General features: G+C 58.3%; 20 protein-coding genes. 12 read left to right on the top strand and 8 right to left on the bottom strand.

All coding sequences use genetic code 11. The features are described 5' to 3' along the window. Positions 1-634 precede the first annotated feature (634 nt). The 7 genes from tdh to CK219_RS23565 all read right to left on the bottom strand — a co-directional run bounded on the left by tdh (position 635) and on the right by CK219_RS23565 (position 9,792). Positions 635-1,669 carry an L-threonine 3-dehydrogenase gene (gene tdh / locus CK219_RS23595; RefSeq protein WP_063169264.1) on the bottom strand — a complete coding sequence of 345 codons (1,035 nt, stop codon included), beginning with the start codon at positions 1,667-1,669 and terminating at the stop codon, positions 635-637. Positions 1,670-1,734: 65 nt separating this feature from the next. Then, positions 1,735-2,748 (bottom strand): adenosine kinase, encoded by a 1,014-nt coding sequence (locus tag CK219_RS23590; RefSeq protein WP_063170366.1) that lies wholly within the window; start codon positions 2,746-2,748, stop codon positions 1,735-1,737. A gap of 100 nt (positions 2,749-2,848) precedes the next feature. Continuing rightward, complete coding sequence (gene metK, locus CK219_RS23585; protein WP_063169265.1) at positions 2,849-4,024, bottom strand: methionine adenosyltransferase; 1,176 nt, start codon at positions 4,022-4,024, stop codon at positions 2,849-2,851. Between the two features lie 57 nt (positions 4,025-4,081). Then, entirely contained in the window at positions 4,082-5,419 is a 1,338-nt protein-coding gene (glyA, locus tag CK219_RS23580) for a serine hydroxymethyltransferase (protein ID WP_063169266.1), read from the bottom strand. A 37-nt stretch (positions 5,420-5,456) separates the two neighbouring features. Beyond that, the gene (locus CK219_RS23575; RefSeq protein ID WP_082826567.1) at positions 5,457-5,801 is read right to left on the bottom strand and encodes a helix-turn-helix domain-containing protein; all 345 of its coding nucleotides are present in this window, start codon (positions 5,799-5,801) and stop codon (positions 5,457-5,459) included. A gap of 1,056 nt (positions 5,802-6,857) precedes the next feature. Next, positions 6,858-8,792, bottom strand: a complete 1,935-nt coding sequence (locus tag CK219_RS23570) for an HrpF/NolX family T3SS translocon protein (RefSeq protein ID WP_024505366.1) — start codon at positions 8,790-8,792, stop codon at positions 6,858-6,860. A 301-nt stretch (positions 8,793-9,093) separates the two neighbouring features. Continuing rightward, positions 9,094-9,792: a secretin N-terminal domain-containing protein gene (locus CK219_RS23565; protein ID WP_024505367.1), complete on the bottom strand. Its 699-nt coding sequence runs from the start codon at positions 9,790-9,792 to the stop codon at positions 9,094-9,096. A gap of 187 nt (positions 9,793-9,979) precedes the next feature. Between CK219_RS23565 and CK219_RS23560 the strand changes: the two genes are divergently transcribed. The 12 genes from CK219_RS23560 (at position 9,980) to CK219_RS23505 (ending at position 19,530) form a co-directional block, all read left to right on the top strand. Continuing rightward, on the top strand, positions 9,980-10,489 hold the full coding sequence (locus CK219_RS23560) for a nodulation protein NolB (protein WP_024505368.1): 510 nt from the start codon (positions 9,980-9,982) through the stop codon (positions 10,487-10,489). Between the two features lie 9 nt (positions 10,490-10,498). Then, the gene (sctJ, locus tag CK219_RS23555; RefSeq protein WP_024505369.1) at positions 10,499-11,362 is read left to right on the top strand and encodes a type III secretion inner membrane ring lipoprotein SctJ; all 864 of its coding nucleotides are present in this window, start codon (positions 10,499-10,501) and stop codon (positions 11,360-11,362) included. Next, on the top strand, positions 11,307-11,993 hold the full coding sequence (locus CK219_RS23550) for a nodulation protein NolU (RefSeq protein WP_210326671.1): 687 nt from the start codon (positions 11,307-11,309) through the stop codon (positions 11,991-11,993). The genes sctJ and CK219_RS23550 overlap by 56 nt, the downstream gene beginning before the upstream one ends. Beyond that, positions 11,990-12,613 carry a type III secretion system stator protein SctL gene (gene sctL / locus CK219_RS23545; RefSeq protein ID WP_024505371.1) on the top strand — a complete coding sequence of 208 codons (624 nt, stop codon included), beginning with the start codon at positions 11,990-11,992 and terminating at the stop codon, positions 12,611-12,613. Before CK219_RS23550 ends, sctL begins: the two co-directional genes overlap by 4 nt. Next, positions 12,610-13,968 carry a type III secretion system ATPase SctN gene (sctN, locus tag CK219_RS23540; RefSeq protein ID WP_063169268.1) on the top strand — a complete coding sequence of 453 codons (1,359 nt, stop codon included), beginning with the start codon at positions 12,610-12,612 and terminating at the stop codon, positions 13,966-13,968. The genes sctL and sctN overlap by 4 nt, the downstream gene beginning before the upstream one ends. After that, on the top strand, positions 13,944-14,456 hold the full coding sequence (locus tag CK219_RS23535; RefSeq protein ID WP_063169269.1) for a hypothetical protein: 513 nt from the start codon (positions 13,944-13,946) through the stop codon (positions 14,454-14,456). The genes sctN and CK219_RS23535 overlap by 25 nt, the downstream gene beginning before the upstream one ends. 89 nt (positions 14,457-14,545) lie before the next feature. After that, positions 14,546-15,574 carry a type III secretion system cytoplasmic ring protein SctQ gene (gene sctQ, locus CK219_RS23530; protein ID WP_095769044.1) on the top strand — a complete coding sequence of 343 codons (1,029 nt, stop codon included), beginning with the start codon at positions 14,546-14,548 and terminating at the stop codon, positions 15,572-15,574. Further along, complete coding sequence (gene sctR, locus CK219_RS23525) at positions 15,567-16,232, top strand: type III secretion system export apparatus subunit SctR (protein ID WP_029354851.1); 666 nt, start codon at positions 15,567-15,569, stop codon at positions 16,230-16,232. The genes sctQ and sctR overlap by 8 nt, the downstream gene beginning before the upstream one ends. 29 nt (positions 16,233-16,261) lie before the next feature. Beyond that, positions 16,262-16,510: an EscS/YscS/HrcS family type III secretion system export apparatus protein gene (locus tag CK219_RS23520; RefSeq protein WP_081714428.1), complete on the top strand. Its 249-nt coding sequence runs from the start codon at positions 16,262-16,264 to the stop codon at positions 16,508-16,510. Between the two features lie 8 nt (positions 16,511-16,518). Further along, positions 16,519-17,337, top strand: a complete 819-nt coding sequence (gene sctT / locus CK219_RS23515; protein WP_063169270.1) for a type III secretion system export apparatus subunit SctT — start codon at positions 16,519-16,521, stop codon at positions 17,335-17,337. Then, entirely contained in the window at positions 17,334-18,371 is a 1,038-nt protein-coding gene (locus CK219_RS23510) for an EscU/YscU/HrcU family type III secretion system export apparatus switch protein (RefSeq protein WP_024505377.1), read from the top strand. The genes sctT and CK219_RS23510 overlap by 4 nt, the downstream gene beginning before the upstream one ends. 355 nt (positions 18,372-18,726) lie before the next feature. After that, a complete protein-coding gene (locus CK219_RS23505) occupies positions 18,727-19,530 on the top strand; it encodes a hypothetical protein (RefSeq protein WP_024505378.1) in 804 nt (267 codons plus the stop codon). 525 nt (positions 19,531-20,055) lie between these two features. Here CK219_RS23505 and CK219_RS23500 read toward each other — a convergent pair. After that, entirely contained in the window at positions 20,056-22,170 is a 2,115-nt protein-coding gene (locus CK219_RS23500) for a hypothetical protein (protein WP_224570035.1), read from the bottom strand. Between the last annotated feature and the right edge of the window lie 6 nt (positions 22,171-22,176).

The following is a 22,176-nucleotide window of genomic DNA, read 5'->3' as shown; positions in this document are numbered from 1 at the left end:
TGAGCGCGTCGCGGACATCGCTGCCGTAACAGCGGCTGCGGCTCTTGCCCGCAGACGGCCTCTGCTCACGACGGTTCATAAGACGGATCGCGCGCTTGCGAATAATAGCCGGTTACCGCCTCGAACTCATCCAGAATGCGCCGCTTGTCAACGCCGCAATAAAGCTCCACGATCGCCGCTTCACCGTGTCGCCATGCTGAGCCGCGCCATCCTTCCCCCGAACCGGAATGGCACGACCTGTCCATCCCCTTTGGAACAGGACACTATTGGTAACATTTTGCTTGAGGCAATGCGGCTCGTTGCCTTCCTTTTCGCTGACCGGAAGGGTACCGGAAGTCGTCTATCGCATCTTACCCGCTGAAAGCGGCAACACCTCGACCTCAATCGCAGATCATAGGAAATAGACGATCGCGTCGGGGCCTCAGCATCGGTTCACCGGGTTTCCGTCATCGACTGAAGCGAATTGCCCCATCGACCGTCACCGGGTGGGCCGCGATACGTCGCCGTATATGATTAGCGAGCGCACGTAGCGGAGCCATAGCTCTCCACCCAGCCATGTTCCCCTAGTTGGAAAATGTCCGGCGGACCAGAGGTGCTGTCGTCAGCTTTTCCTGAATAGCGGCCAAGGCAATCCCTACCAGTCCATCACCACCTTGCCGGAACTGCCGCTCTTCATCGCATCGAAACCGATCTGAAAATCGTCGATGCCGATGCGGTGGGTGATCAGGCCGGAGACATCCAGCGGACCCTGCACAAGCGCGATCATCTTGTACCAGGTTTCGAACATCTCGCGGCCGTAGATGCCTTTGAGATGCAGCATCTTGAAGATGACCTTGTTCCAGTCGATCTCGAAGCCGGTCGGCGCGATGCCCAGAATGGCGATCTTGCCGCCATTGTTCATGGTGTCGATCATGTCGCGGAAAGCGGGGGCGGCGCCTGACATTTCGAGGCCGACGTCGAACCCCTCGGTCATGCCGAGCACCGGCATGACGTCGCGCAGCTTCTCCTTCGAGGCGTCGACGACATGCTGGACGCCGAGTTTCTTGGCTAGCGCCAGCCGCACCGGGTTGATGTCAGTGATGACCACTTTGCGCGCGCCGACGCATTGGGCGACGAGCGCGCCCATGATGCCGATCGGCCCGGCGCCAGTCACCAGCACGTCCTCGCCGACCAGATCGAAGGACAATGCGGTGTGGACGGCATTGCCCAAGGGATCGAAGATCGCGGCAATCTCATCGGGCACATCGTCGGGGATCGGCACGACATTGTGCTGCGGGATCGCCAGATACTCGCCGAAGGCGCCTGGACGGTTGACGCCGACGCCGAGCGTGTTGCGGCACAGATGCCCTCGCCCGGCGCGACAGTTGCGGCAATGGCCGCAGACGATGTGGCCTTCGCCCGATACACGCTGGCCGACCTTGTATTCGGTGACCGCTGCGCCGAAATCGGCAACGGTGCCGACGAATTCATGGCCCGTCACCATCGGCACCGGCACCGTCTTCTGCGCCCACTGGTCCCAATTGTAGATGTGCACGTCGGTGCCGCAGATCGCCGTCTTCTTGATCTTGATCAGCACGTCGTTGGGGCCGATTTCCGGCACCGGCACCTCTTCCATCCAGATGCCCGGTTCGGCCTTGGCCTTCACAAGCGCCTTCATCATGTTCGACATCAGGATTTCCCTATTCCGTGATTGCGCTTCTGGCGAGATAGCCTGCACAACGGGAAGGTAGGCCACTAACTCGTTTGAACGTCCGGAATGGTCAGCCCCGCCTGCTCAGCCTCGCGGCGCAAATTCTGACGGGGCCTGGGGCCGATCTGCTGGATCACCAATCCGGCTGCCAGTGAGCCAAGGTCGCCGCAAGTCTGCAGGTCGCGGCCTTGCGTGTAGCCATGCAGGAAGCCGGCGGCATAGAGATCGCCGGCGCCCGTCGTGTCGACCAGTTCCTTGATGGCGGTCGCCTTGATCACCACGGTCTCGTCGCCGCGCACGATCACCGAGCCTTTTTCCGAGCGGGTGACGGCGGCGATCCGGCAATCCTTGCGGATCTGGGCCAGCGCCTCGTCGAACGACGATGTCTGGTAGAGCGACTTGATCTCGTGGCTGTTGGCAAAGACGATGTCGACCGTGCCCGAGCGCACCAGGTCGAGGAATTCGTCGCGGTAGCGGTCGACGCAGAACGAATCCGACAGCGTCATCGACACTTCTCGGCCTGCCGCGTGCGCCAGCTTCGCCGTCTGGCGGATTGCCTCCTTGGCGCGCGGCGGGTCCCACAGATAGCCTTCGAAATAGGTGACCTTGGCGCCGGACGCCTTGTCGGCTTCGACATCCTCAGGGCCAAGCTCGACGCAGGCGCCGAGATAGGTGTTCATCGAGCGCTCGCCGTCGGGCGTGACGAAGATCATCGAGCGCGCCGTCGGCGGCTCACCCTTGAGCGGCGTGGTGCCGAAGGCGACGCCCTGCGCATGGATGTCGTGGGCGTAGATTTCGCCCAGCGCATCGTTGGAGACCTTGCCGAAGAAGGCCGCGCGGCCGCCAAAGCTGGCGACGCCGGCCGCCGTGTTGCCGGCGCTGCCGCCGGACGCTTCGATCGCCGGGCCCATGCGGCTGTAGAGCAGTTCGGCGCGTTGTGTGTCGATGAGGTTCATCGCGCCCTTGATGATGCCGTTGGTCTCGAGGAATTCCTCGTCGCACTGGGCGATGATGTCGACAATGGCATTGCCGATGCAAAGCACGTCATAATCCGGCATCAAAATCTCCGCCAAAACCCGAGCCGGCTTCTTGCCACGCCGGCCGGGCGTGGTCTCGCGAGTTGAAATGGGTTGCCGCATGCGCTTGATCCAGCCGCCCTCACGCAGCTGCCGGTCCGGCTTCACGCAGCAAATCGTCAGCTTTGTCCGTCTTCTCCCAAGTGAACTCAGGCTCTTCACGCCCGAAGTGTCCGTATGTCGCCGTCTTGCGGTATATCGGCCGTAAGAGATCAAGCATCTTGATGATGCCTTTCGGTCGGAGATTGAAAACCTCGAGAACAAGGCGCTCGATCCTTTTTTCCTCGATCCTTGCGGTTCCGAAGGTATTGACCATGACAGAAACCGGACTGGCCACGCCGATCGCGTAGGCAAGCTGAACCTCGCAGACCTCCGCAAGGCCGCTGGCAACGATGTTCTTCGCGACATACCGGGCGGCATAGGCCGCCGAGCGGTCAACCTTGGATGGGTCCTTGCCCGAAAAGGCACCGCCGCCGTGACGCCCGGTCCCACCGTAGGAATCGACGATGATCTTCCGTCCTGTGAGGCCGCAGTCGCCGGCAGGCCCACCGACCACGAACCGCCCTGTTGGGTTGACCAGAAATCTGATCCCCGAAGTATCCAGGTGGGCCGGCAGGACCGGTTTTATGATCTCCTCAATGACGCCTTCGCGGACCGTGGCTTGTGAGACCGCTTCGTCATGCTGCGTTGACAGGACTATGGTATCCAGCGCCACCGGGCGGAGCCCTTCGTAGCGTACCGACACTTGAGATTTCACGTCCGGACGCAGCCAGCCAAGCTGTCCCGCTTTCCGGACCTCGGCCTGTCTTTTCGTCAAATGGTGAGCGAGTTGGATCGGCAGGGGCATCAATGTATCCGTCTCGTTGCATGCGAATCCAAACATGATGCCCTGATCCCCTGCCCCTTGCCCGAGATCCTGCCCTCGTCCTTCATCAACGCCCTGGCTTATGTCGGGCGACTGCTCGGTGAGGGCCAGAACGACGGCGCAACGTCGACCATCAAAGCCAATCGCATCATCGTCGTAGCCAATATCGAGTATCGTATCGCGGGCGACTTGGCTGTAATCGATGTGGGCATGGCTGGTGATCTCGCCAGCCACAACGACCATCCCCGTCTTCACCAACACTTCACAGGCGACGCGCGCCTTCGGATCGGTGCGCAGGACCGCATCGAGAATGGCATCGGAGATGTTGTCTGCCATCTTATCGGGGTGTCCCGCGCCGACGGATTCGGAAGAGAACACGAACTGCCTGGTCATAAAAATGCCCTCGCTTCAAGTGCTGGAGTTAGTGAGGAGTTTCTGGATTGGGGTGGCTTATCGGTCGGGGATGCCGGGAACATCGAACGCAGTGCAGAAGTCGGCAACGTCTCTTCGTACGCTCGCATGAACTTCCTGGTCATCGGGCTGGCGGCAGACCGAGTCGATGAAAGCGGCGATCTGCACCATCTCCGTTTCGCGCATGCCCATGGACGTCACCGCTGGTGTCCCTAAGCGGATGCCGCTTGTCAGCGCCGGATGCCGCCGGTCGCCCGGGACCATATTGAAATTCGCAATGATGCCTGCACGCGATAAGCGCTCCGCATAGGCTTTGCCTGACAGCGACCGGTCCCGAAGATCAAGGATCAGCATGTGATTGTCAGTGCCCCCGGTGACGAGTTCATAACCTCGCTCCAGAAGTGCCTGGGCCAGAGCCTTGGCGTTGTGGACGATCTGCTGACCGTAGACACGAAAGGACGAGTTCGCTGCTTCCTGCAAAGCGACGGCAAGCGCGGCGATAGTATTCATATGCGGTCCGCCTTGCAGAAGAGGGAACACGGCGCGGTCTATACGTTTGGCCAGATTGTGTTTGCTCTTCGGATGATGGAGGGGCTGATAACGGTCTTCATTCCTTGATAAAATGAAGCCACCCCGGGGACCGCGGATCGACTTGTGAGAGGTGCTGGTGACCACATCGCAATGGGACACGGGGTTCGGATGCACTCCTGCGACAACCAGGCCGCAGATGTGGGCGATGTCAGCCACCAGATACGAGTTCACCTCCGAAGCAATTTCGGCCATTGCCGCGTAGTCAAAAATACGCGGATAAGCAGTTCCGCCGACCCAAATTAGCTTCGGGCGTTCCCGCTTGGCGGTCTCGCGCAAGTGGTCATAGTCAATTTGCTGTGTCTTTTCGTGCAGCCTGTACGGGACGCGCTGATAATCGCTGCCGGAAAAATTGACGGACCAACCGTGAGTCAGATGGCCGCCTTCGGGTAAAGGCAAGCCCATGACTTTGTCACGGGGGCTCAAAAGCGCGCGATAGACAGCCTGGTTGGCTGGCGAGCCTGAATAAGGCTGGACGTTGGCATGTTCACTGCCAAATAGCGCTTTCAGGCGCTCGATCGCGAGGGTCTCAAGCTCATCGACGATCTCGTTTCCGGCGTAGTAGCGCGCACCGGGGTATCCCTCGGCATACTTGTTGGTGAAAATCGACCCGGTCGCTTCCAACACCGCCGAGGAGGCAAAGTTCTCGGAGGCGATCAGTTTGAGAGTTGTCCGCTCCTGACGCTCCTGTCTTAGAAGCAGTTCGTGAACGCGGGAGTCGACGGCGGCTAAGTGAGGCCGCCCGTAAGTGTCGGGCTGCGCGATGGCGCCGCCGGCGGAGTTATCCATGGTAGTCGCGCTCCATTTGGACTGATCTATTTCACGATCAAGCAGGCGGTCCCTTCAACCGCGCGTCTTGTATTGCTTCCAGGCGTTGTAGGTCTCTTTTATGATGGCCATCATCGTGGGGCAGGAGATCGACCACCAATTGAGCCAGCTCGCCATCCTTGCCTCCTGCTTGCATATGGTACGAAGACTGCGGACGTTGTTCGTTGCAGCAAAGAAAGTTGGCTCTGACCAGCCGCCGAACGTGGCGTCGAACCTGCTCGCGAGGCAGACCGGTAATATCGGCCAGCTCGCCGACGGTTAGATCCGCATGCGCGCAAAGGCCCAGGATTCGAAGGCGATCAAGATGCGCTGCCGTCCTTAGGCGATTTACCAGTGTCAACATTGGTTAGCATCAACCCGGACGGGATGCAGCAAGCCGCTAGCCCTTCTATCCCCATCAATCCGCATGAGACCTCTCTCGTCATTTGCTGTAAATCCGCTGGTATGGATGCTAATGGAAGATAGATCACAGTCCTTTCTACGACTAAGACGCCAGATATTGGGGCTAATGTACCACCTGACAGGAGACTACACTCACGAACATTATGTGAATTTTTTTTAACGTTGCTGAGAATCAAGGGGGAGGTTTGGCGAATGTCTCGCCGTCGACTGTCGAATCCTGCCCGACGGGATTATAGGGTGCGTAGCCTGCTTGTCCTTTCCACATGACCAGCGACGATGGGGCGAAGGCGGCAGACATAGCTCTGGAGCATGCTGCGGTATCTTTGGCCTGAAGCCGAGGAAGGCGGACCGTGGCTTCCGCGCCGCTGCCGGGAGCCCGCGAACAGGCCAAGTGGATCAGCCGGGTGTTGCCGTCATAGAGCGTGAGACCCAAAGCTGGCCAGCCGCGCCCTGAGGCTGACGCACCGCTCAGCGTCCACCTTGCTCTCGAAGCCCATCGGCATAGCGCCGATAACGACTTGACCGCGTGCGTGTCGACGAGCGATCGGTGAGCGCAAGGATCGAGGGTGCAGTGCAGGATAATGCTGTTTTAAATCAGCGCTGTTTTCAGCCGACTGCCTTGAGCGTGGCACGAGGATATAGGCCCAAGGCAGGAGATCATCGTCTGCTGTTCGGGAGGCCGCCCTGGGCGCGCGACAGCCGTTCCTTCGGCTGCGCCGCTCCGCCACCATCCGCGCCGTGCCTTCCGGAGACCATTCCCGCTACCGGCCGGCGCCCGTGAAAACCTCGACCCGGCGCACCGGCTCGAGATGGCTGGGCTCAGCGTAACTCTGAAGTCGTCATATACCGAAGTCTTCACAGACTTCGGACATCCCCCTCACAGTCCGATCCAGATGGCGTCAGGAACACCGCTTGCGTTGATGCGGATGAACCCCTGCTTGTGCCACAATGACCCTTATGTCAGCGCGCGAGCCAAAGCTTCCGCGCAAGGCGACGGCTAGGATAAGGCAATGCCGACGAAGGGCACATTGCTTGCCACACTCTGGAATGATGGCATGCTCGGAAGGCCTAGGCTTTGCTCAGGGCCGCCTGCAAGGCGCGCTTTGAGGTTATTCACATAGCCTTCTGCGTAGTCCTGCGCCGTCGAGACCGAAAGATCAATGCCTGCCGCCAAGGCCTCTTCCATCAGGTGCTTTACGAGCCCATTTCGAATGGCCAGCTTGACCTCGGGGCCTGCGATAAGGCCGATCGCCTGCGCGGCCATATTGAGGCCAGCTTCCTCCAGCGCTCGCTTCATATCGCCTCCGTTAATGGCCGTACGCAGGAGATTGGCTGCTTGCGACTCAGCCTCGAGAACCATCGAGGCAAGATCGGCTACTTGTCCGAGGCCCGGAATGAAGCTGAGCAGTCCCACCGCCGTTGCCGCCAAGTCGAGCACTTTCGTCTCGATTTTGAGCACGGAGTCGACGACGTGCATGACGGCCCCGCCGTTCTTTTTGGCTGACTTAATGTCAGGCTGGTCCATCAGGCCCATCTTCATGTCCGCGACGGCATTCTGCTCTTCTGCGGTTTGGGCGCCGTGGGTGATTGGCTGCTGAACGTTGCGGTTCGCAGACGACATGTTTGTGCAAAAATGGGCAAAGTCTTTTTTGCTGATATTGCCGGAATCAACCGTATGCCCGCCGCCAAAGTCGAAGAATTTATGATGGGTCTTATAGCCCGTGATCGAATTGTTCAGGAGGCCAAACAAAAGAGGATCTGAAAGGAGCTGAGAGGCTGCTTCCCGCACTTTCGGATCAAGGCTCTTGTCGTCTTTCATTTTCGCCAGTTTGTCGCGAGTCAGAACACCGCTTCCAAAGAACGTGTCCTGATGGTCCTTGATCATCTCGACCGTATTCAGCTCAGTTTGCGTGAGGCTCATCGACGATGAGGCGACTTGCAGGAAATCCTCTTTGTGCATCTTCCCTTTCGAGCCACCGCACAACTGGTTCCAAGCATCGGGGTGATCGAGGAAATATTGCGCCGCCGCAATGACCTGGGGCGGAAATTTGCCGTTTTTCGATTCGCCGCCGACCATTTTCTTGAACTCATCCAGACTCAGGTCCTTGGACAGATTTTCGGAGTACCGGTAAAACTCCCGCAAGGCATCGCTCAAGGTCATGACCGAAGGCTGCAAACCTCCGCTGCCGTCGGATGGTATGTAGTTCTGCTCGTAGCTTCGCGCTTGGGCTTCCTGAAATGCAGCAACTTGTGGGTGGTGGTTTGAAAATCCGGCCAAGTCCTTGGCGTTGATCTTGCCTCCACAGCGGCCGTCGCCCTGCGAGCCAATCGCATAAAAAAGTCCCGAATCCTGCTGCAGTCCCTGGATCGCCGCTTTCAGATCCGGTGGCGTAGAGGGATCATTGGCTTTGTCGGTCAACGACTTCCAAGTAAGCGGGCATTGGTCCTTGTGACGGTTGAGTACCGCAACAATCTGCAACTCAGCCGTGGTCAGCGACCCACCGTTCCACGTGATTCCGGGGCTCGGCCTGGGAGCCGGCTCGATCTTCGGAGTGACGCCGAGCAGATGTTGGGCTTCAGTCGCCTTGGAGCGTTGCGATTGGTCCTCCTTGAGAGCCGCCCTCATATTTGGCGGCAGCAGATCCAGTGGGTGTTGCTCCAAGCCATTCAATGTCAAGACATCCGGTGCCAGATGGCCCAAAGGGTCCTGCCGCAATTTATCCATTGTCGAATCAAGATTCGACGCTGGCAGATCCCCTTGCGCGAAAGAGCCGGGCTTGTCTGCCAGCACACAAGTGGACAGCATCGCTTCGAAGCACGATGCACTTTGCTGATGCTGGGTCGCAAAATGGGAAACTTTCAGGCCCGGCCAACCCCTTGCGGACTGTAGCGAATTTGAGCGGTAGAAAGTTGAAAGATTACTGGCCGACATTATGCATCCTCAGACGTGACGTTGAAATCCCCACAAGAGACCCCGACAGAAGATCCCTTGCGTTTCACAAAATTCGACAATTCCAAGCGTCGGCAGGTCACGAATGCGCCTGCCCTGCCTTCAATTGCTGTGTTCCGGGCCGGCTCCAAGGTTCGGTCCAACACAATGGCCGGAGTCACCGCGAGAGCTGCCGGGACTCATCATGAGCGGATTAGCTTTCGAGAAACTGACGAGTTTGCGAAGAGTTCACAAAGGGGTAGCCGCAGTCATGTTCTTCAGAGCTGCGGGAAATCCTCAATGTTCATTTCTTGCCCAGCTCAGGCTTCCCGCCAACGCTATCCTGTTGTGGGATGTCAGAAGAATAAGAAGCATCCGGTCGTCCGTCGCGAACGACCGTAGTGGAGGAGCCGCGAAACAAGATCAGCACTGATTCCTTTGGCGTTGCCGCTATGTGAGTCTGCGCCTGCGCCTGCGCCACCAAGCCGTTAAAGGTCTGCTCCACGAGTGCGACGAAGCGCGGTGGACCGGAAACGAAGACGAGGCCATTGCCTGGCACGGGTTTGACCACATAGCGCTCGTCGGAGATATCAAGCTTGTCGAGAGCCCCCTTGAACGCATCGAAGCGAATCGACGTCATCAAAAGCATTCGAGTTTGCGATTCTTGTGCAGCAGACACATAGAGCACAAGGCCGTCATAGTACCATTGTAGACCGTAAAGGTTCGTCAAGCGGTCGAGGAACGCGCGCGGTGGCAAATCAGGCATACGTCCGCGAATTCGCCCCTTCACCGCAGGACTGATGTTGACCCTGATATTCAGGTTGTTGCCGAATTCCTGCAACGCTGCAGCGAGCTCCTGATCCAGAACCGTGTATCTATAGGGTGTCGCCGGAAGGGACAGCGGGACTGCATGCGCCGGGTGAATCCCGGTGGACAGAAAAAACCCGGCACAAAGAAGTCTCAAAACATGCAGGGTGACGGGTTGGATAAGCGTTCTCGGCATGTCGCACTGATAAACCAAACGCTGAAATCATCACAAGTGACTAAATTGCCGAAGAGATTTTAGATTGTCGAAATGACGCCGCCGTTAGTCAGCTTGTTGTCAGCTTGCCCCCCTAGGAGTGTTGCGCCGACACCGGGTGATGAATGGGCGGGGCTCGCCCGGTCAGAGAGAGCAACCGAGTCCTTACATGATGATGCCTGTCACGTCGATCTCTGCCACTCTAACGGCTGGCCTCCCCAGGGTCGGATCACCGTCGATTGTCGAGCAGGCCCAGTTTGAGCGCGCCTTAGGGCATGCAGCCGACTCGCTGAAAAACGATGCCGCCGCGGGGCCAGCGAGTGCGGCGCCAGTTGCTGCGGCGATGGATGTTCAGCGCGCGGCTGCGCCGACGAGCGGCATGGGCGATCGCGTGTTGCAGACGATTTCCTCCCTATATCCACACAACACTGTTTCCTTCCCCGCGCTCGACCATGACATAGCCCTTTCGAAGGGCGCTCTACCGGGACCGGCGCAGAAGCTTCCCGTTCCAGGTGAGGCGGGAACCGGAATCTCGGGCATTCCCCAACAAGGGCAAGACTTCGAAACGATGATGGCTGGTCTTCGGGATGTTTACAACGGCGTCACCCAGGTGGCGCTTATCTCCAAAGGCGTCAGCGGCGTCACATCATCCGTGAATAAACTTTTGAAGGAAGGCTGAACCGCGCGCATGATTGGCTTGGCCGAGGGCGAAATCATGCGTGGCCTGTCAGGGTGGCGGTCGGTTAGACTTGTCATGCTGCCAGTTCTCGTCGCCCTCACTGCTTGCAAAGCCGACCTCTACACGCAATTGCAAGAGCGTGAGGCAAATGAAATGCTCGCACTTCTTGAAGACAACGGGGTCGCCGCGATCCGGGTGGTCGCCAAGGATGGAACCAGCACGATCCAGGTTGACGAAAAGCTGCTCGCCTTCTCAATCAACCTTCTGAACGCCAAGGGGCTGCCGCGCCAATCCTTCAAGAACCTCGGTGAGATATTCCAAGGATCAGGCCTGATTGCCTCGCCGACCGAAGAGCGTGCCCGTTACGTGTATGCCCTGAGCGAAGAGTTGTCGCGGACGATCAGCGATATCGATGGCGTTTTTTCTGTACGTGTTCACGTCGTGCTGCCGCATAACGACCTTGTGCGAGCCGGTGCCACGCCATCCTCGGCCTCGGTGTTTATCAGGCACGACGCAAAAACAAATGTCGCGGCTCTGCTGCCAAAGATAAAGATGCTTGTAGCCGACAGCATCGAAGGCCTGTCCTACGATAAGGTGGAAGTGGTTTTGGTGCCGGTAGAACGTTCCGCACACGAGCAACGGCCCGATCCGACTGCTGTTTTGCCACAAGCATCACTACCTCTTCCTGCGCCACTTCTGGCGACCGTAACAGGTTTTGCCGCAGCCGTATTCGCCGTGGCCTGTTATCTCTTGATCGGCGTTGTTACGCGTCGGCGCAAGCAATCAACCGGCGTTTCCAAGGTCGAGGGGCGCCGGGATGCTTCTGCTGTCGAGGCCATTCGCAAAAGAATGCCTGCAATTGGACGTGGGTGACATCTCATTGCCAATGCCTATACAGACCGCCCGACCTGATGGTCCGCACTTTCCGGGCGCGAGCGAGCTTGCGGCTTCGGCCCATCCAACCCGTCTTGCGGCGCGTCTTGATCCAGCGTTATCGGCCGAAACGTTAGTGAAGTTGCAGAAGTGTTCCAGACTGCATCCAAGGCTGGCAGAATTGCTGGGCAACGATGACGTGGATCTGAACCACATCGGCTGCAGGCCGGACCTTCTACGCGGGCATGATCCATATCGAGCGACCCTTCTTGCTGGTAGTATCTGGCATGCCCGTTCGCTGGTCGCGTTTGTCTCTCAGCCTGAGCTTGCCATCCTTGTTAAACGCATCGGCGTGGATGCACACGCATTCGGAATCCGACACCTGCTGCATGCTGTTGACAAAAGACTGATCTCGGACCCAGAAAAACTCGCTCAGCAAATCGAATACGATGGACACGCATGTCTTGGAGCTTGGCTCCAGGACAGTTCAGCGACCGAGCGTAACCGCGTGCTTCTTCGATTGCCCGAGGGGACTGCCGCGGAGACTCCAGCACATGAGCATTGGACCGCCGCCGGCCAATTGCTTTCACTTGTAGTAGCTCATTTTGAGACAGAGACCCCGGTGAAATGACAGTCGAACTTTCCGAGGGGCCAATAGCGCCGCAGATGCGTCCAGTCGGACCACTGATACCCGCGAGCGAGCTCGAAACCTGGCACAGCGCCGCGCAAGCCCTTGCCGCGGCAGAACGGCATCGGCAGCGCGTTCGAAACTGGGCACGCGCGGTTTACCAGCGGGCGTGGGCGCGCGGCCACATGGAGGGCTCGAATGCAGGCACCGAGGAGATGGCAGGGTTGATTGCGGAGACAATCTCCGAAATCGCGCGACGAAAGGCGGCTCTGGAGCAGGAATTGCCGCAGCTCGTGATGGAAATATTGAGCGATCTTATCGGCGCTTTCGATCCGGGCGAGCTATTGGTGAGGGCTGTTCGTCACGCCATAGAGTGTCAATACAGCGGCGCCGACGTTTGCCTTCATGTTTCTCCCATGCAAGTCGACATGCTTGCACGAGAGTTTGCTCGATGCGACGGCCAGGATGGTCGACCAAGGGTGCGGATCGAGCCCGACCCGACATTGTCGCCGCAACGCTGCGTGCTGTGGAGCGAGTACGGCAATGTTGACCTTGGACTTGACGCCCAGATGCGCGCGCTGCGCCTTGGTTTCGGGACGCTCTGTGAGAAAGGCGAGCTATGAGAAAGCCCGTCCCAGAACATAACGCTGACGCCCACACTCGAGCTCTCGTTCCAGCAATCTCGTCTTTGAGGGCTGCGGCCAAGCGAATTGACACGCGTGCGGTGCGCGGTCGGATCACGCGGGCTATCGGCACACTGGTTCATGCCGTCTTGCCAGACACTCGTATTGGGGAACTTTGCCTCCTAGAGGACCCGCGAACCGGGCTGTCGCTCGAGGCCGAGGTGATCGGCCTGTCGGGTGATGGTGTATTGCTGACACCGATCGGGGACTTGGTGGGCCTATCCAGCCGCGCAGAGGTCGTGGCCACTGGCCGAATGCGTGAGGTGCCCGTCGGCGGCGATTTGCTCGGTCGCGTGATCGACAGTCGTTGCCGCCCATTGGACGGCAAAGGCGAAATCAAGACCGTCGAAACTCGGCCCCTGCATGGCAGAGCCCCCAATCCGATGACGAGGCGCATGATTGAGCGGCCATTCCCGCTTGGGGTCCGTGTCCTCGATGGTCTGCTGACGTGCGGCGAGGGCCAGCGGATCGGGATTTATGGCGAGCCAGGTGGTGGCAAGTCGACGCTGTTGTCACAGATCGTAAAGGGTGCCGCCGCTGACGTCGTCATAGTGGCGCTCATAGGCGAACGTGGACGGGAAGTTCGTGAATTCATCGAAAGGAATCTTGGTGAAGAGGGCCTTCTCCGTACGGTCGTCGTGGTTGAAACATCCGACCGCTCGGCGGTAGAGCGTGCGCAATGCGCTCCAATGGCGACTGCGCTCGCGGAATATTTCCGCGATCAAGGCCTACGCGTTGCTCTCATGCTGGATTCGCTGACGCGCTTCTGCCGCGCTATGCGCGAAATAGGCCTTGCTGCGGGTGAGCCGCCGACGCGACGGGGCTTTCCTCCTTCCGTTTTTGGCATGCTGCCAGGCCTGCTCGAGCGCGCCGGCATGGGTGAGCGGGGCTCAATCACGGCCTTCTATACGGTGCTTGTAGAGGGTGATGGCACGGGTGATCCAATCGCCGAGGAATCGCGTGGTATTCTCGATGGCCATGTCATCCTCTCACGCGCTATTGCGGCGCGATCGCATTTCCCCGCTATTGATGTGCTGCAGAGTCGCAGCCGCGTCATGGATGCAGTCGTTTCGGGGACACATCGCAAGGCAGCATCCATTTTCCGCGAGCTCCTGTCGCGCTATGCCGAGACCGAGTTCTTGATCAATGTTGGCGAATACAAGCCAGGTGGAGATCCCCTGACTGACCGGGCTGTCGCGTCAATCGACGAACTGAGGGAGTTTCTGCGCCAGAGCGAAGATGACGCGTCAGATTTCGAGGAGACGGTCGCATGGATGTCGCGTCTGACCGCGTAAACTGGATTCAGTCTTCGAGTATACGGCTTCTGAAGGAAATGCAAGAGCGTCGTGCCCTTGGCGAGCTGTCCAAGAAGGAAGCCCAGCGCGATGTGGCCGCCTCAGCCGTACAAAATGCCTCTAGGGAGCTTGCAATGATACAGCAACATTGTTCAAGAAAAGAAGCAGCGCTCTATCAGCATCTGATGTCACTCGACAACTTGTCTAGCGCAGCGCTCGACCGTCACCGCCTTCACACTGAACAACTTGCCGCTGAGATCAATTCCAGACGGCAGATGCTTGATGATACCCAAATCGCTCAAGAGGAGGCTGAGATGGCGGCGTCCAGGACGAGGGAGCTATGGGTCATATGTTCGGCGGCAAGGGACAAATGGCAACAAATCGAGGACGACGTGCGGCGCGCCGTCGAGACTCATTCGGAGGCCGCAGCCGAGATCGAGGCCGACGATGAGATACTGCTGAAATATGCGAGGGGGTCGCTTGCCTAAATGCCGCGCAACCGGATCCGACGGTCGCAAGAGGTCGTCCGAATGACACGACCGTGCAGTCTTTGATAGGCGCTGCGGTCACACCCGCCATGTTCGAACCAGTTCTGAAACTGTCCCACACGGTTGTCTCGTGGCTCAATGATACAGCAGCGCCGCGCACGCCGTTTCAAAGCCGGATCAACGAGGTGCCGCTATCGGTGCGAACGGCAGGGCTTGTCTGGCAGCAGGAACCTGCTGCCATTCCGATGCTTGACTGCGTCTGGAGAGTGGGAGCCGAAACGGTCATCTTGTCACTGTCGCGCCCGCTCGTAGAGGAGTTCATCACGACAGTGCAGAACGGCTTGGCCTTCCCTTCCGAGCCAACTGCTTCGCTAATTCTCGAACTCGCTCTGGAGCCGCTTGTCACTCGACTGGAGGAGACGACGCGTCTGAACGTGCAACTCGTGCGGGTATGCGAAGCCACGATGCTGGCTCCTCATCTTGAACTCGACATCATTTTCGGCGCGGTCAAGGGCAAGGGCCGTCTATTCCTGTTCACGCCACTTGACGGCTTAGTACCGCCTGCGTTTCGCGCGCTAGGCGAACTGCTTGCCCAGTTGCCGCGGCAGCTGGGCGGGCTGCCTCCAGAGCTCCCGCTCATTGTTGCAGGAGAGGTCGGCACGCTTCGCCTTCCTGCGGCGCTTCTTCGAAGCGCATGTGTCGGTGATGCATTGTTGCCCGATATTGCGCCGTTCGGCCGCGGCCAGATCACCCTAGCTGTCGGCCAGTTGTGCGCCGAGGCGGATCTTGACGGCGATGAATTAATCTTGCGGGGGCCTTTCCGCCCGCGACCGTGTCCTTTGGAGAGTGCGCATATGACACAACCCGGATCGCAACTGGAGCTTACTAAGGATCTCGACGATGTCGAGATCGTGCTTGTCTTTGAATGCGGCCGCTGGCCTATTTCTCTTGGGGAATTAAGAAGTGCCGGCGAAGGGCATATTTTTGAACTTGGATGGCCGATCGACGGCCCGGTCGACATAGTGGCCAATGGTCAGCGTATCGGGCGTGGCGACATTGTCCGCATCGGAGAAGAGCTGGGCATCAGGCTCCGTGGCGGGTTTGCATGCAATGAGTGAAGCTCAGCCGACAATCCTGGCGCTTCTTGCGGTTACCGCCGGACTCGGTCTGCTGGTTTTAGCAGTTGCCACGACAACGGCCTTTGTAAAGGTATCAATTGTTCTTTTCCTCGTCCGCAATGCGCTCGGGACCCAGACCATACCACCCAATGTGGTGCTGTACGCCGCGGCGATGATCCTCACTATGTTCGTTAGTGCGCCCGTTGCTGAGCAGACCTATGACCGCATGTCGGATCCCAAGCTCCACTATCAGACATTCGACGACTGGGTAAGCGCCGCTAAAGCCGGAAGTGAGCCCTTGCGCGAGCATCTCAAGAAATTCACAAATGAAGAGCAGCGGCGATTTTTCCTATCTTCGACAGAAAAGGTCTGGCCAGAGGAAATGCACGCTGCAGCCACGCCTGATGACTTTGCAATACTTGTACCATCTTTCTTGCTATCAGAATTGAAGCGCGGATTTGAGATAGGATTTCTACTTTATCTGCCTTTTATTGTTATAGATCTGATAGTGACAACTATCTTGATGGCAATGGGTATGTCGATGGTCTCACCAACTGTTATATCTGTTCCGTTCAAGATCTTCTTGTTTGTTGCCATTGATGGTTGGTCAAAATTGATGCATGGGCTTGTGCTGAGTTATACGTTACCGGGAGGCTGATCATCACTGAATCCAGCATCATTACTCTTATGAGCCAATCACTGGTGGTTTTCATGATCTGGATTCTACCGCCGCTCATTGCATCAGTGGTTGTCGGCCTCGTCATCGGCATCCTCCAGGCGGCGACGCAGATCCAGGATGAAAGCTTGCCGCTCACCGTGAAGCTTCTGGTCGTTGTCGCGGTGATTGGGCTGTTTGCTCCTGTGCTAAGCGCCCCGCTCATAGAGCTAGCCGATCAGATCTTCACCGAGTTTCCCGCAATGACACTTAGCTACTAGTCCGCCCCATGGACGCGCCATCGGCCGATATTCAAATTCTGATCCAGACGGCTTTCGAACTCGTCGTTGCGGCAGGTCTTGGGGCAGCCCGCGCGATGGGCATCATGCTGATCTTTCCCGTATTCACACGCTCGCAGATCAGTGGGCTGATCCGGGGCTGTTTGGCTGTTGGCTTCGCACTACCATGCCTGGCACACGTCAGCGGCGGATTGCCGGCGCTGGATCCTGATACGCGCCTGATCCAGCTAACCCTGCTCGGATTCAAGGAAGTTTTTGTCGGTGTACTCCTTGGCACTTTTCTTGGCATTCCGCTTTGGGGCCTTCAGGCTGCCGGGGAGCTTATCGACAACCAACGCGGCATCAGCAGCCCGACCGCTTCGGCCGATCCCGCGACGAACAGTCAGGCTTCCGCGATGGGCGTTTTTCTGGGGATCACTGCGATTGCCATATTCGTCGGATCAGGAGGCCTGGAAACTTTGATCAGTGTCCTGTACCGCAGCTACTTGATCTGGCCGGTGTATCAGTTTCACCCGACACTGAGCGGGCCAGGAGCAATGGAGTTGTTGGGGCTTCTCGACAGCATAATGCGCACGGCATTATTGGTTTCGGGGCCTGTCGTGTTCTTCCTGATACTGATTGATATATCGATGATGCTGCTGCGTCGCTTTGCCCCGCAATTTAAGGCGAGCCAACTGTCTCCGGCAATCAAGAACATTGTCTTTCCAGTTCTCATGGTCACCTACGCTGCCTATCTGGTGGAGAGCATGAAACTGGAGGTCACACGTGCCAACGGCGTGCTGGAGTGGTTCGACAAATTGCTGCCATGAGCGACACAAGTGAAGAGAAGACACACGCCGCCAGCCCGAAGAAGTTAAGTGAAGCGCGCAAAAAAGGACAGCTGCCACGTAGCTCCGATTTCGTCCGCGCGGTCGGGACTTGCGCTGGGCTCGGCTACCTTTGGCTAAGAGGCAGCGTGATCGAGGACAAATGCCGGGAAGCGCTCCTATTAGCCACCAAGTTGCAGAGCCTACCTTTCGATACCGCGGTGCCGCAGGCATTGGTTGTGCTCGTCCAACTCACAGTCGCGGCTGTTGGCCCGCTGCTTGGAACCCTTGTCGCCGCGGTGATTTTGGCCAGCCTGCTAGCCAATGGTGGATTTGTCTTCTCTCTGGAGCCGATGAAGCTCAGCTTTAAGAAAATTGACCCCTTTGAAGGGCTGAAGCGCTTGGGGTCTGCTCGTTCCATGGTCGAAGTCTGCAAGACCATGTTCAAGGTATTGGTTCTCAGCGCAACCTTTTCCATTGTCCTTCTCGGGATGTGGAAGACAATGGTCCCTCTGCCGATCTGCGGCATGGGCTGTGTTGGCCTCATCTTTATGGAGACAAAATTGCTGATGGGAATTGGCGCCGGCGCACTGCTGGTCGGCGGACTGATCGATCTTCTGCTCCAGCGCGCGTTGTATCTGCGCGAAATGCGCATGACCAATACCGAAGTGACGCGCGAGTCGAAGGATCAGCAAGGAGCGCCAGAGTTGAAAGGTGAACAGCGTCGCATCCGCGAGGAGGCGGCCGACGAGCCTGCGCTTGGCGTGCATCGCGCCACGCTGGTCTTAACAGGAAGGGCGGTCCTGATCGGTCTGCGTTACGTTCGCGGTGAAACCGGGGTGCCGTTCTTAGTTTGCCGTGCCGAAGGTGAGCGCGTTTCACATGTGTTGAGCGAGGCGCGGGCACTACGCCTGACGATCGTCCATGACCATGTCTTAGCGCGTCAGCTGATAGGCACTACAAAACTCGGCCACGCGGTTCCTATGCAATATTTCCAGCCTGTCGCGAAAGCATTCTTTGCCGCAGGCTTGGCCTAGTCATGGAAGTCCACGACTGCCCAGTTCAAAACTGACCTGGCTCCATGCTAGTGGCAAATGTCGGCTGGCCATCCGTGCCCCAGTGTCTCTGTCAGGCCAACCGCGCAACCGCGGGCCTGGGGCAATCACTCCCCTCGGATCTGCCACCCAGCAACTACGGCAAGTCCTCCGGGCATGACCTTGCAGCCTCTGCTGGCCGGTGCGTGGCGCAGTCCGAGGTTTTGAGGCCGGCAGTGCGGATTTGATTGGTGCAGCCGTTGGAATGCCCTCGTCAGCTAGTCGTCAACTAAGCGCCCTATGTTGAACAGCCGTGCTAACTTGAGCTCGGTTGCGAAACATAGGAGTACGAATCGTCATGTATGGTCGAATTGGTGGCTCATCCGATAGTTACCGCGCGCATAATGCCGGCGAGCAATCGGATGCAGGAAGCGAAGGGTTCGCGGACACATTTGCCCGAATGCACTTATCCGGATCGGAAGGTAGCGGCGCCTCATCATCGGCGGCTCCCCAAGCATACTCCCTCAATTCCCGACCTCCTGTGGTGGAGATCAACAGGACTTCCTTCAGGAGACAGGTGAGGCAATTTCATGGTGATGAAATCACGCACATCGCCGACAATCCTCAAGAGTATTCGGAGTTCGTATCGTCACGAGCCAGGCGCACCGCGGACGTTGCTCAGCAATATGGCATCCGTCGAGATACGGAGCACGCGCGATATTTCAGTTACCAATTGGGAGACCGGAGTGCCGGACTGCTGAGAATGGAAGGCGGATTCAGCATGAACGAGTTCGAATCGGAAAGTTGGCGGGAACAATTTCCTGGTCGAACTGAGGTCACTTCCATAGTGGATCTTCAAGTCGCCCATCCGCTCGTCGAAAATGCGGGCGATATTCTGCTGGAGCATCAACTTCGGATAGACGGCGACCGACCGTTGCTGAATTGGCGTGCGGCTAATCCGGAAGCACAAGCGCGCGCGCAGACGATGGGGTTTGTTGAAGTGGATCATGGCGACCTGGTGCTTGACCCTACGCAGCATCCCGACAAATGGACGAAGAACAGTGCCGGTGAGTGGCAGCGTGCAGGCAAACCTCCACTCTATCTCCACAAAACCGAGGATAGCGACAGCAGCGATAGCGGGTCCGACGACGATTTCATGTGATTTGTCGACCCGCCGCCGAGCCTTGCAACTGGTGACGGTTGCAAGGCTGTTGGCAGTGAATGCTAATTGTCCGGCGACAGCCCCGCCTTAGCGCCAGCGCCGCCGAGCAATCCAGCCCATCTCCCAGACAATAAACTGCGGATGCGCATCGTGGGTGCTTGCGAGCGGATTGTATTCGGGCCGGAACTCCGCCTCTTGGAACCGAGCTCTCCCGAATCCAATTTTCTCCACCACACCGTTGGGTCGTTGCGATGCGCCGATCCCGATCGGATCGGCTATGCCTGCTCCGCGCTCGCAGGAAGACCTTCCGCCTCGATCTTGGCGGCGCGATCTCGGCGATAAGTTGGATGGGAGGCAAGATACGCCGCCACGTCAACAGCCGGTAACGCGACATCGCAAATCGGCCCTGACGGTAGCCGATCGACTCCAATCGCCGGACCGCAACTCGCGCAGCGGCATTCGCGGTTTGGCCAGGAGAAATGCTCGCTGACTCACAGCGTGGCCGGCCGCATTCTGAGTGCCCTGTCATGCAGCCTGCGCCGACGGGAGCTCGGCACGCGAATGGCGTGGTTGGCGGCCAAGCCCTGAGGTCAACAAGGACTTACAGAAAGCGGGGGTGAGTTTGCCGCGATGAATTATGACCTTCTCGCGACCGGACCTAGCATCGGCTTCCTCTCGCTCTCGATTGTAGCCGCGCTGTTCGTTGGATTTAACGTGGCAAGCGGTGAATTCGGAATCAGCCAGCCCTTCCAAGTTTCTGGCCATGACGGGGCGACTCGTGTGGATGTGCACCCACATCGGGCTCGGCATCGCACCATTGACCAGCATCTTGGGCTGCAGCTTCATCTCAAACAGCTTTCCTGGCTCGCCACGCAGCGCGACCGGTGCCTCCGGCGGCATCAATTCGTCGGCATTGCACAAATGTTCCAGGTATTTTTGCGCCGGAAATGCGTAGGTCTTCATGCAATCAGTCGTAATGCCGGCTTTTCCTTCATTCAATGCGTTGGCCTGTCCCAGCACCATGTTCAGCAACCCTTTGAGCTGGTCTGTGCGTTCGTGCACTTTGGGTAGCTGGGTGGAGGTGAGTAGCAGGCGTACATTACGCCCCTGCAACCCGGCGAGACAGGTTTGCATCTCAATGGCCTGGGCTCGCAGGTACTGGGCCACATCGTCCACGACCTTACCGGCCTCCTCAGGCTTCATCTGGCGCACTTGGGAGACGACGCTTTGCTGACCGGCCAGATCGAACTGCAAAAGTTCGTCCAATCGTTTGAGCCGCTCCGTCAATACCTCCATTGACAACGCGGCGCCCCCGATTGTCGAGCCTGCCCCCGACGAACTCGCAGCCACCTCTTGCGCTCTCACCTGTGTACTCGCAACTTGATCCGAGCGCGCGAGAACCTTGGCTGCTGGCACTGTGCCGGCGTTCGCAGCGACTGGTGTTGATGGCTGCCCGGCGGCAGAAGTCCCGGCGCGAGCTGCCGACTTATGCTTTGACTTCCCTTTCCTTCGCGCTGTAGTGCCTTCTGACACTGCAGCCGTACCAGCAGTGTCAGCCGGTATCGCAGCGCCTGCCCTGGCCGGCATCGCAGCGCCCGCCTGGGCCTGTGGCGCCATGATGGCTGACGGCGGAGACTGCAGGTTCAACAAGTGCATGGCATCGTGCGCAGTGATCCATGCATCGTCCACGATCCGTTCGAACAGTTTCAATGGGAGGCCGGCATCTGGGTAGGTATGGCTTAGCTTGGTATGCACCTCGTGCAACGCCAATCCAAAATCCGAAAGCCGCTCCATGATTTTTTCTACAACCGCGCAATCATGAGCGTTGAGTGTTTTGCCATCATCCATTATGCCCTTCGCCAAAGAGAGGGCGCGAAGAGCTTCTTGAGCGGCGCTTGCCATCAGCTGCACCACTCCATTTCGACCGACGAGGAGTTCCTTCAAATCTGGCTCGAACCTGCTCGCCCGCAGTTCAATCTTGGCCCGCGCAAGACCGATCCGCTCACGGACCAGCCAGATCCTGACACTCAGTACCGAGCCGGCACGCAGCCGCAGTGCGCACCGCTCGGCTTCCCGCATCACGGGCGTTCCACTGGATAGGCTAGCGGTGGCAGCGCAGGCGGATCGCTGCCGTTCGGAGCGCCATGCCTTTTTTTCCCACCACTTAATTGCCGCCGTATGGTGGTTCTCCACATTTAAAATCAACAGCTCCTGCCGGTCCGCCTGGGAGTAGGAGTAGAGTTTATCGACCATACCTGCCGCTTTCTTGGTCTTTTTGTCCAATTTCGTGATCGTCGACAGGCCAAGTTTGTCTACTTCATTCGCGGCGTCGCACACGATCTGGCAACATCTACGCACCTTGTCGTCTGGCATAATTGTCTGCGCCTCAGCCGCAGGCAGGCTAGCGCGGTACTCCAGAATTGCTGAGGCTGCATCGACGACCCCACTGATCAGCTCCACCGCCTCCTCGGGGACGTCGGTTTTCCTGGCCGCAGCCTCGCAATCAGTCAGTTGTTGAACAAGACTGTTCATTCTGAGCTGTGTCGGACTGATATCTTTATTTGACGATGAGCTGGTGCCTTCCACCTGCGCGGTTGATAGTTGGCTACCGACCGGCGCCATGGCTTCGCCCTCAGACATGGAGGG

Source organism: Mesorhizobium sp. WSM4313 (assembly GCF_002294725.1).
GTDB lineage: Bacteria > Pseudomonadota > Alphaproteobacteria > Rhizobiales > Rhizobiaceae > Mesorhizobium.
This window is presented reverse-complemented; position numbering and strand designations above follow the sequence as displayed.

Bases quoted from the DNA above. Each gene is read 5' to 3' on its own strand.
- sctT (WP_063169270.1), top strand. From the start codon at position 16,519: ATGGACGCGCCATCGGCCGATATTCAAATTCTGATCCAGACGGCTTTC.
- CK219_RS23550 (WP_210326671.1), top strand. From the start codon at position 11,307: ATGCTTCTGCTGTCGAGGCCATTCGCAAAAGAATGCCTGCAATTGGAC.
- CK219_RS23575 (WP_082826567.1), bottom strand. From the start codon at position 5,801: ATGTTGACACTGGTAAATCGCCTAAGGACGGCAGCGCATCTTGATCGC.
- CK219_RS23535 (WP_063169269.1), top strand. From the start codon at position 13,944: ATGGATGTCGCGTCTGACCGCGTAAACTGGATTCAGTCTTCGAGTATA.
- glyA (WP_063169266.1), bottom strand. From the start codon at position 5,419: ATGGATAACTCCGCCGGCGGCGCCATCGCGCAGCCCGACACTTACGGG.
- metK (WP_063169265.1), bottom strand. From the start codon at position 4,024: ATGACCAGGCAGTTCGTGTTCTCTTCCGAATCCGTCGGCGCGGGACAC.
- tdh (WP_063169264.1), bottom strand. From the start codon at position 1,669: ATGTCGAACATGATGAAGGCGCTTGTGAAGGCCAAGGCCGAACCGGGC.
- sctR (WP_029354851.1), top strand. From the start codon at position 15,567: ATGAGTGAAGCTCAGCCGACAATCCTGGCGCTTCTTGCGGTTACCGCC.
- sctL (WP_024505371.1), top strand. From the start codon at position 11,990: ATGACAGTCGAACTTTCCGAGGGGCCAATAGCGCCGCAGATGCGTCCA.
- CK219_RS23510 (WP_024505377.1), top strand. From the start codon at position 17,334: ATGAGCGACACAAGTGAAGAGAAGACACACGCCGCCAGCCCGAAGAAG.
- sctQ (WP_095769044.1), top strand. From the start codon at position 14,546: ATGTTCGAACCAGTTCTGAAACTGTCCCACACGGTTGTCTCGTGGCTC.
- CK219_RS23570 (WP_024505366.1), bottom strand. From the start codon at position 8,792: ATGTCGGCCAGTAATCTTTCAACTTTCTACCGCTCAAATTCGCTACAG.
- CK219_RS23565 (WP_024505367.1), bottom strand. From the start codon at position 9,792: ATGCCGAGAACGCTTATCCAACCCGTCACCCTGCATGTTTTGAGACTT.
- sctJ (WP_024505369.1), top strand. From the start codon at position 10,499: ATGATTGGCTTGGCCGAGGGCGAAATCATGCGTGGCCTGTCAGGGTGG.
- CK219_RS23520 (WP_081714428.1), top strand. From the start codon at position 16,262: ATGAGCCAATCACTGGTGGTTTTCATGATCTGGATTCTACCGCCGCTC.
- CK219_RS23500 (WP_224570035.1), bottom strand. From the start codon at position 22,170: ATGTCTGAGGGCGAAGCCATGGCGCCGGTCGGTAGCCAACTATCAACC.
- CK219_RS23505 (WP_024505378.1), top strand. From the start codon at position 18,727: ATGTATGGTCGAATTGGTGGCTCATCCGATAGTTACCGCGCGCATAAT.
- sctN (WP_063169268.1), top strand. From the start codon at position 12,610: ATGAGAAAGCCCGTCCCAGAACATAACGCTGACGCCCACACTCGAGCT.
- CK219_RS23560 (WP_024505368.1), top strand. From the start codon at position 9,980: ATGATGATGCCTGTCACGTCGATCTCTGCCACTCTAACGGCTGGCCTC.
- CK219_RS23590 (WP_063170366.1), bottom strand. From the start codon at position 2,748: ATGCCGGATTATGACGTGCTTTGCATCGGCAATGCCATTGTCGACATC.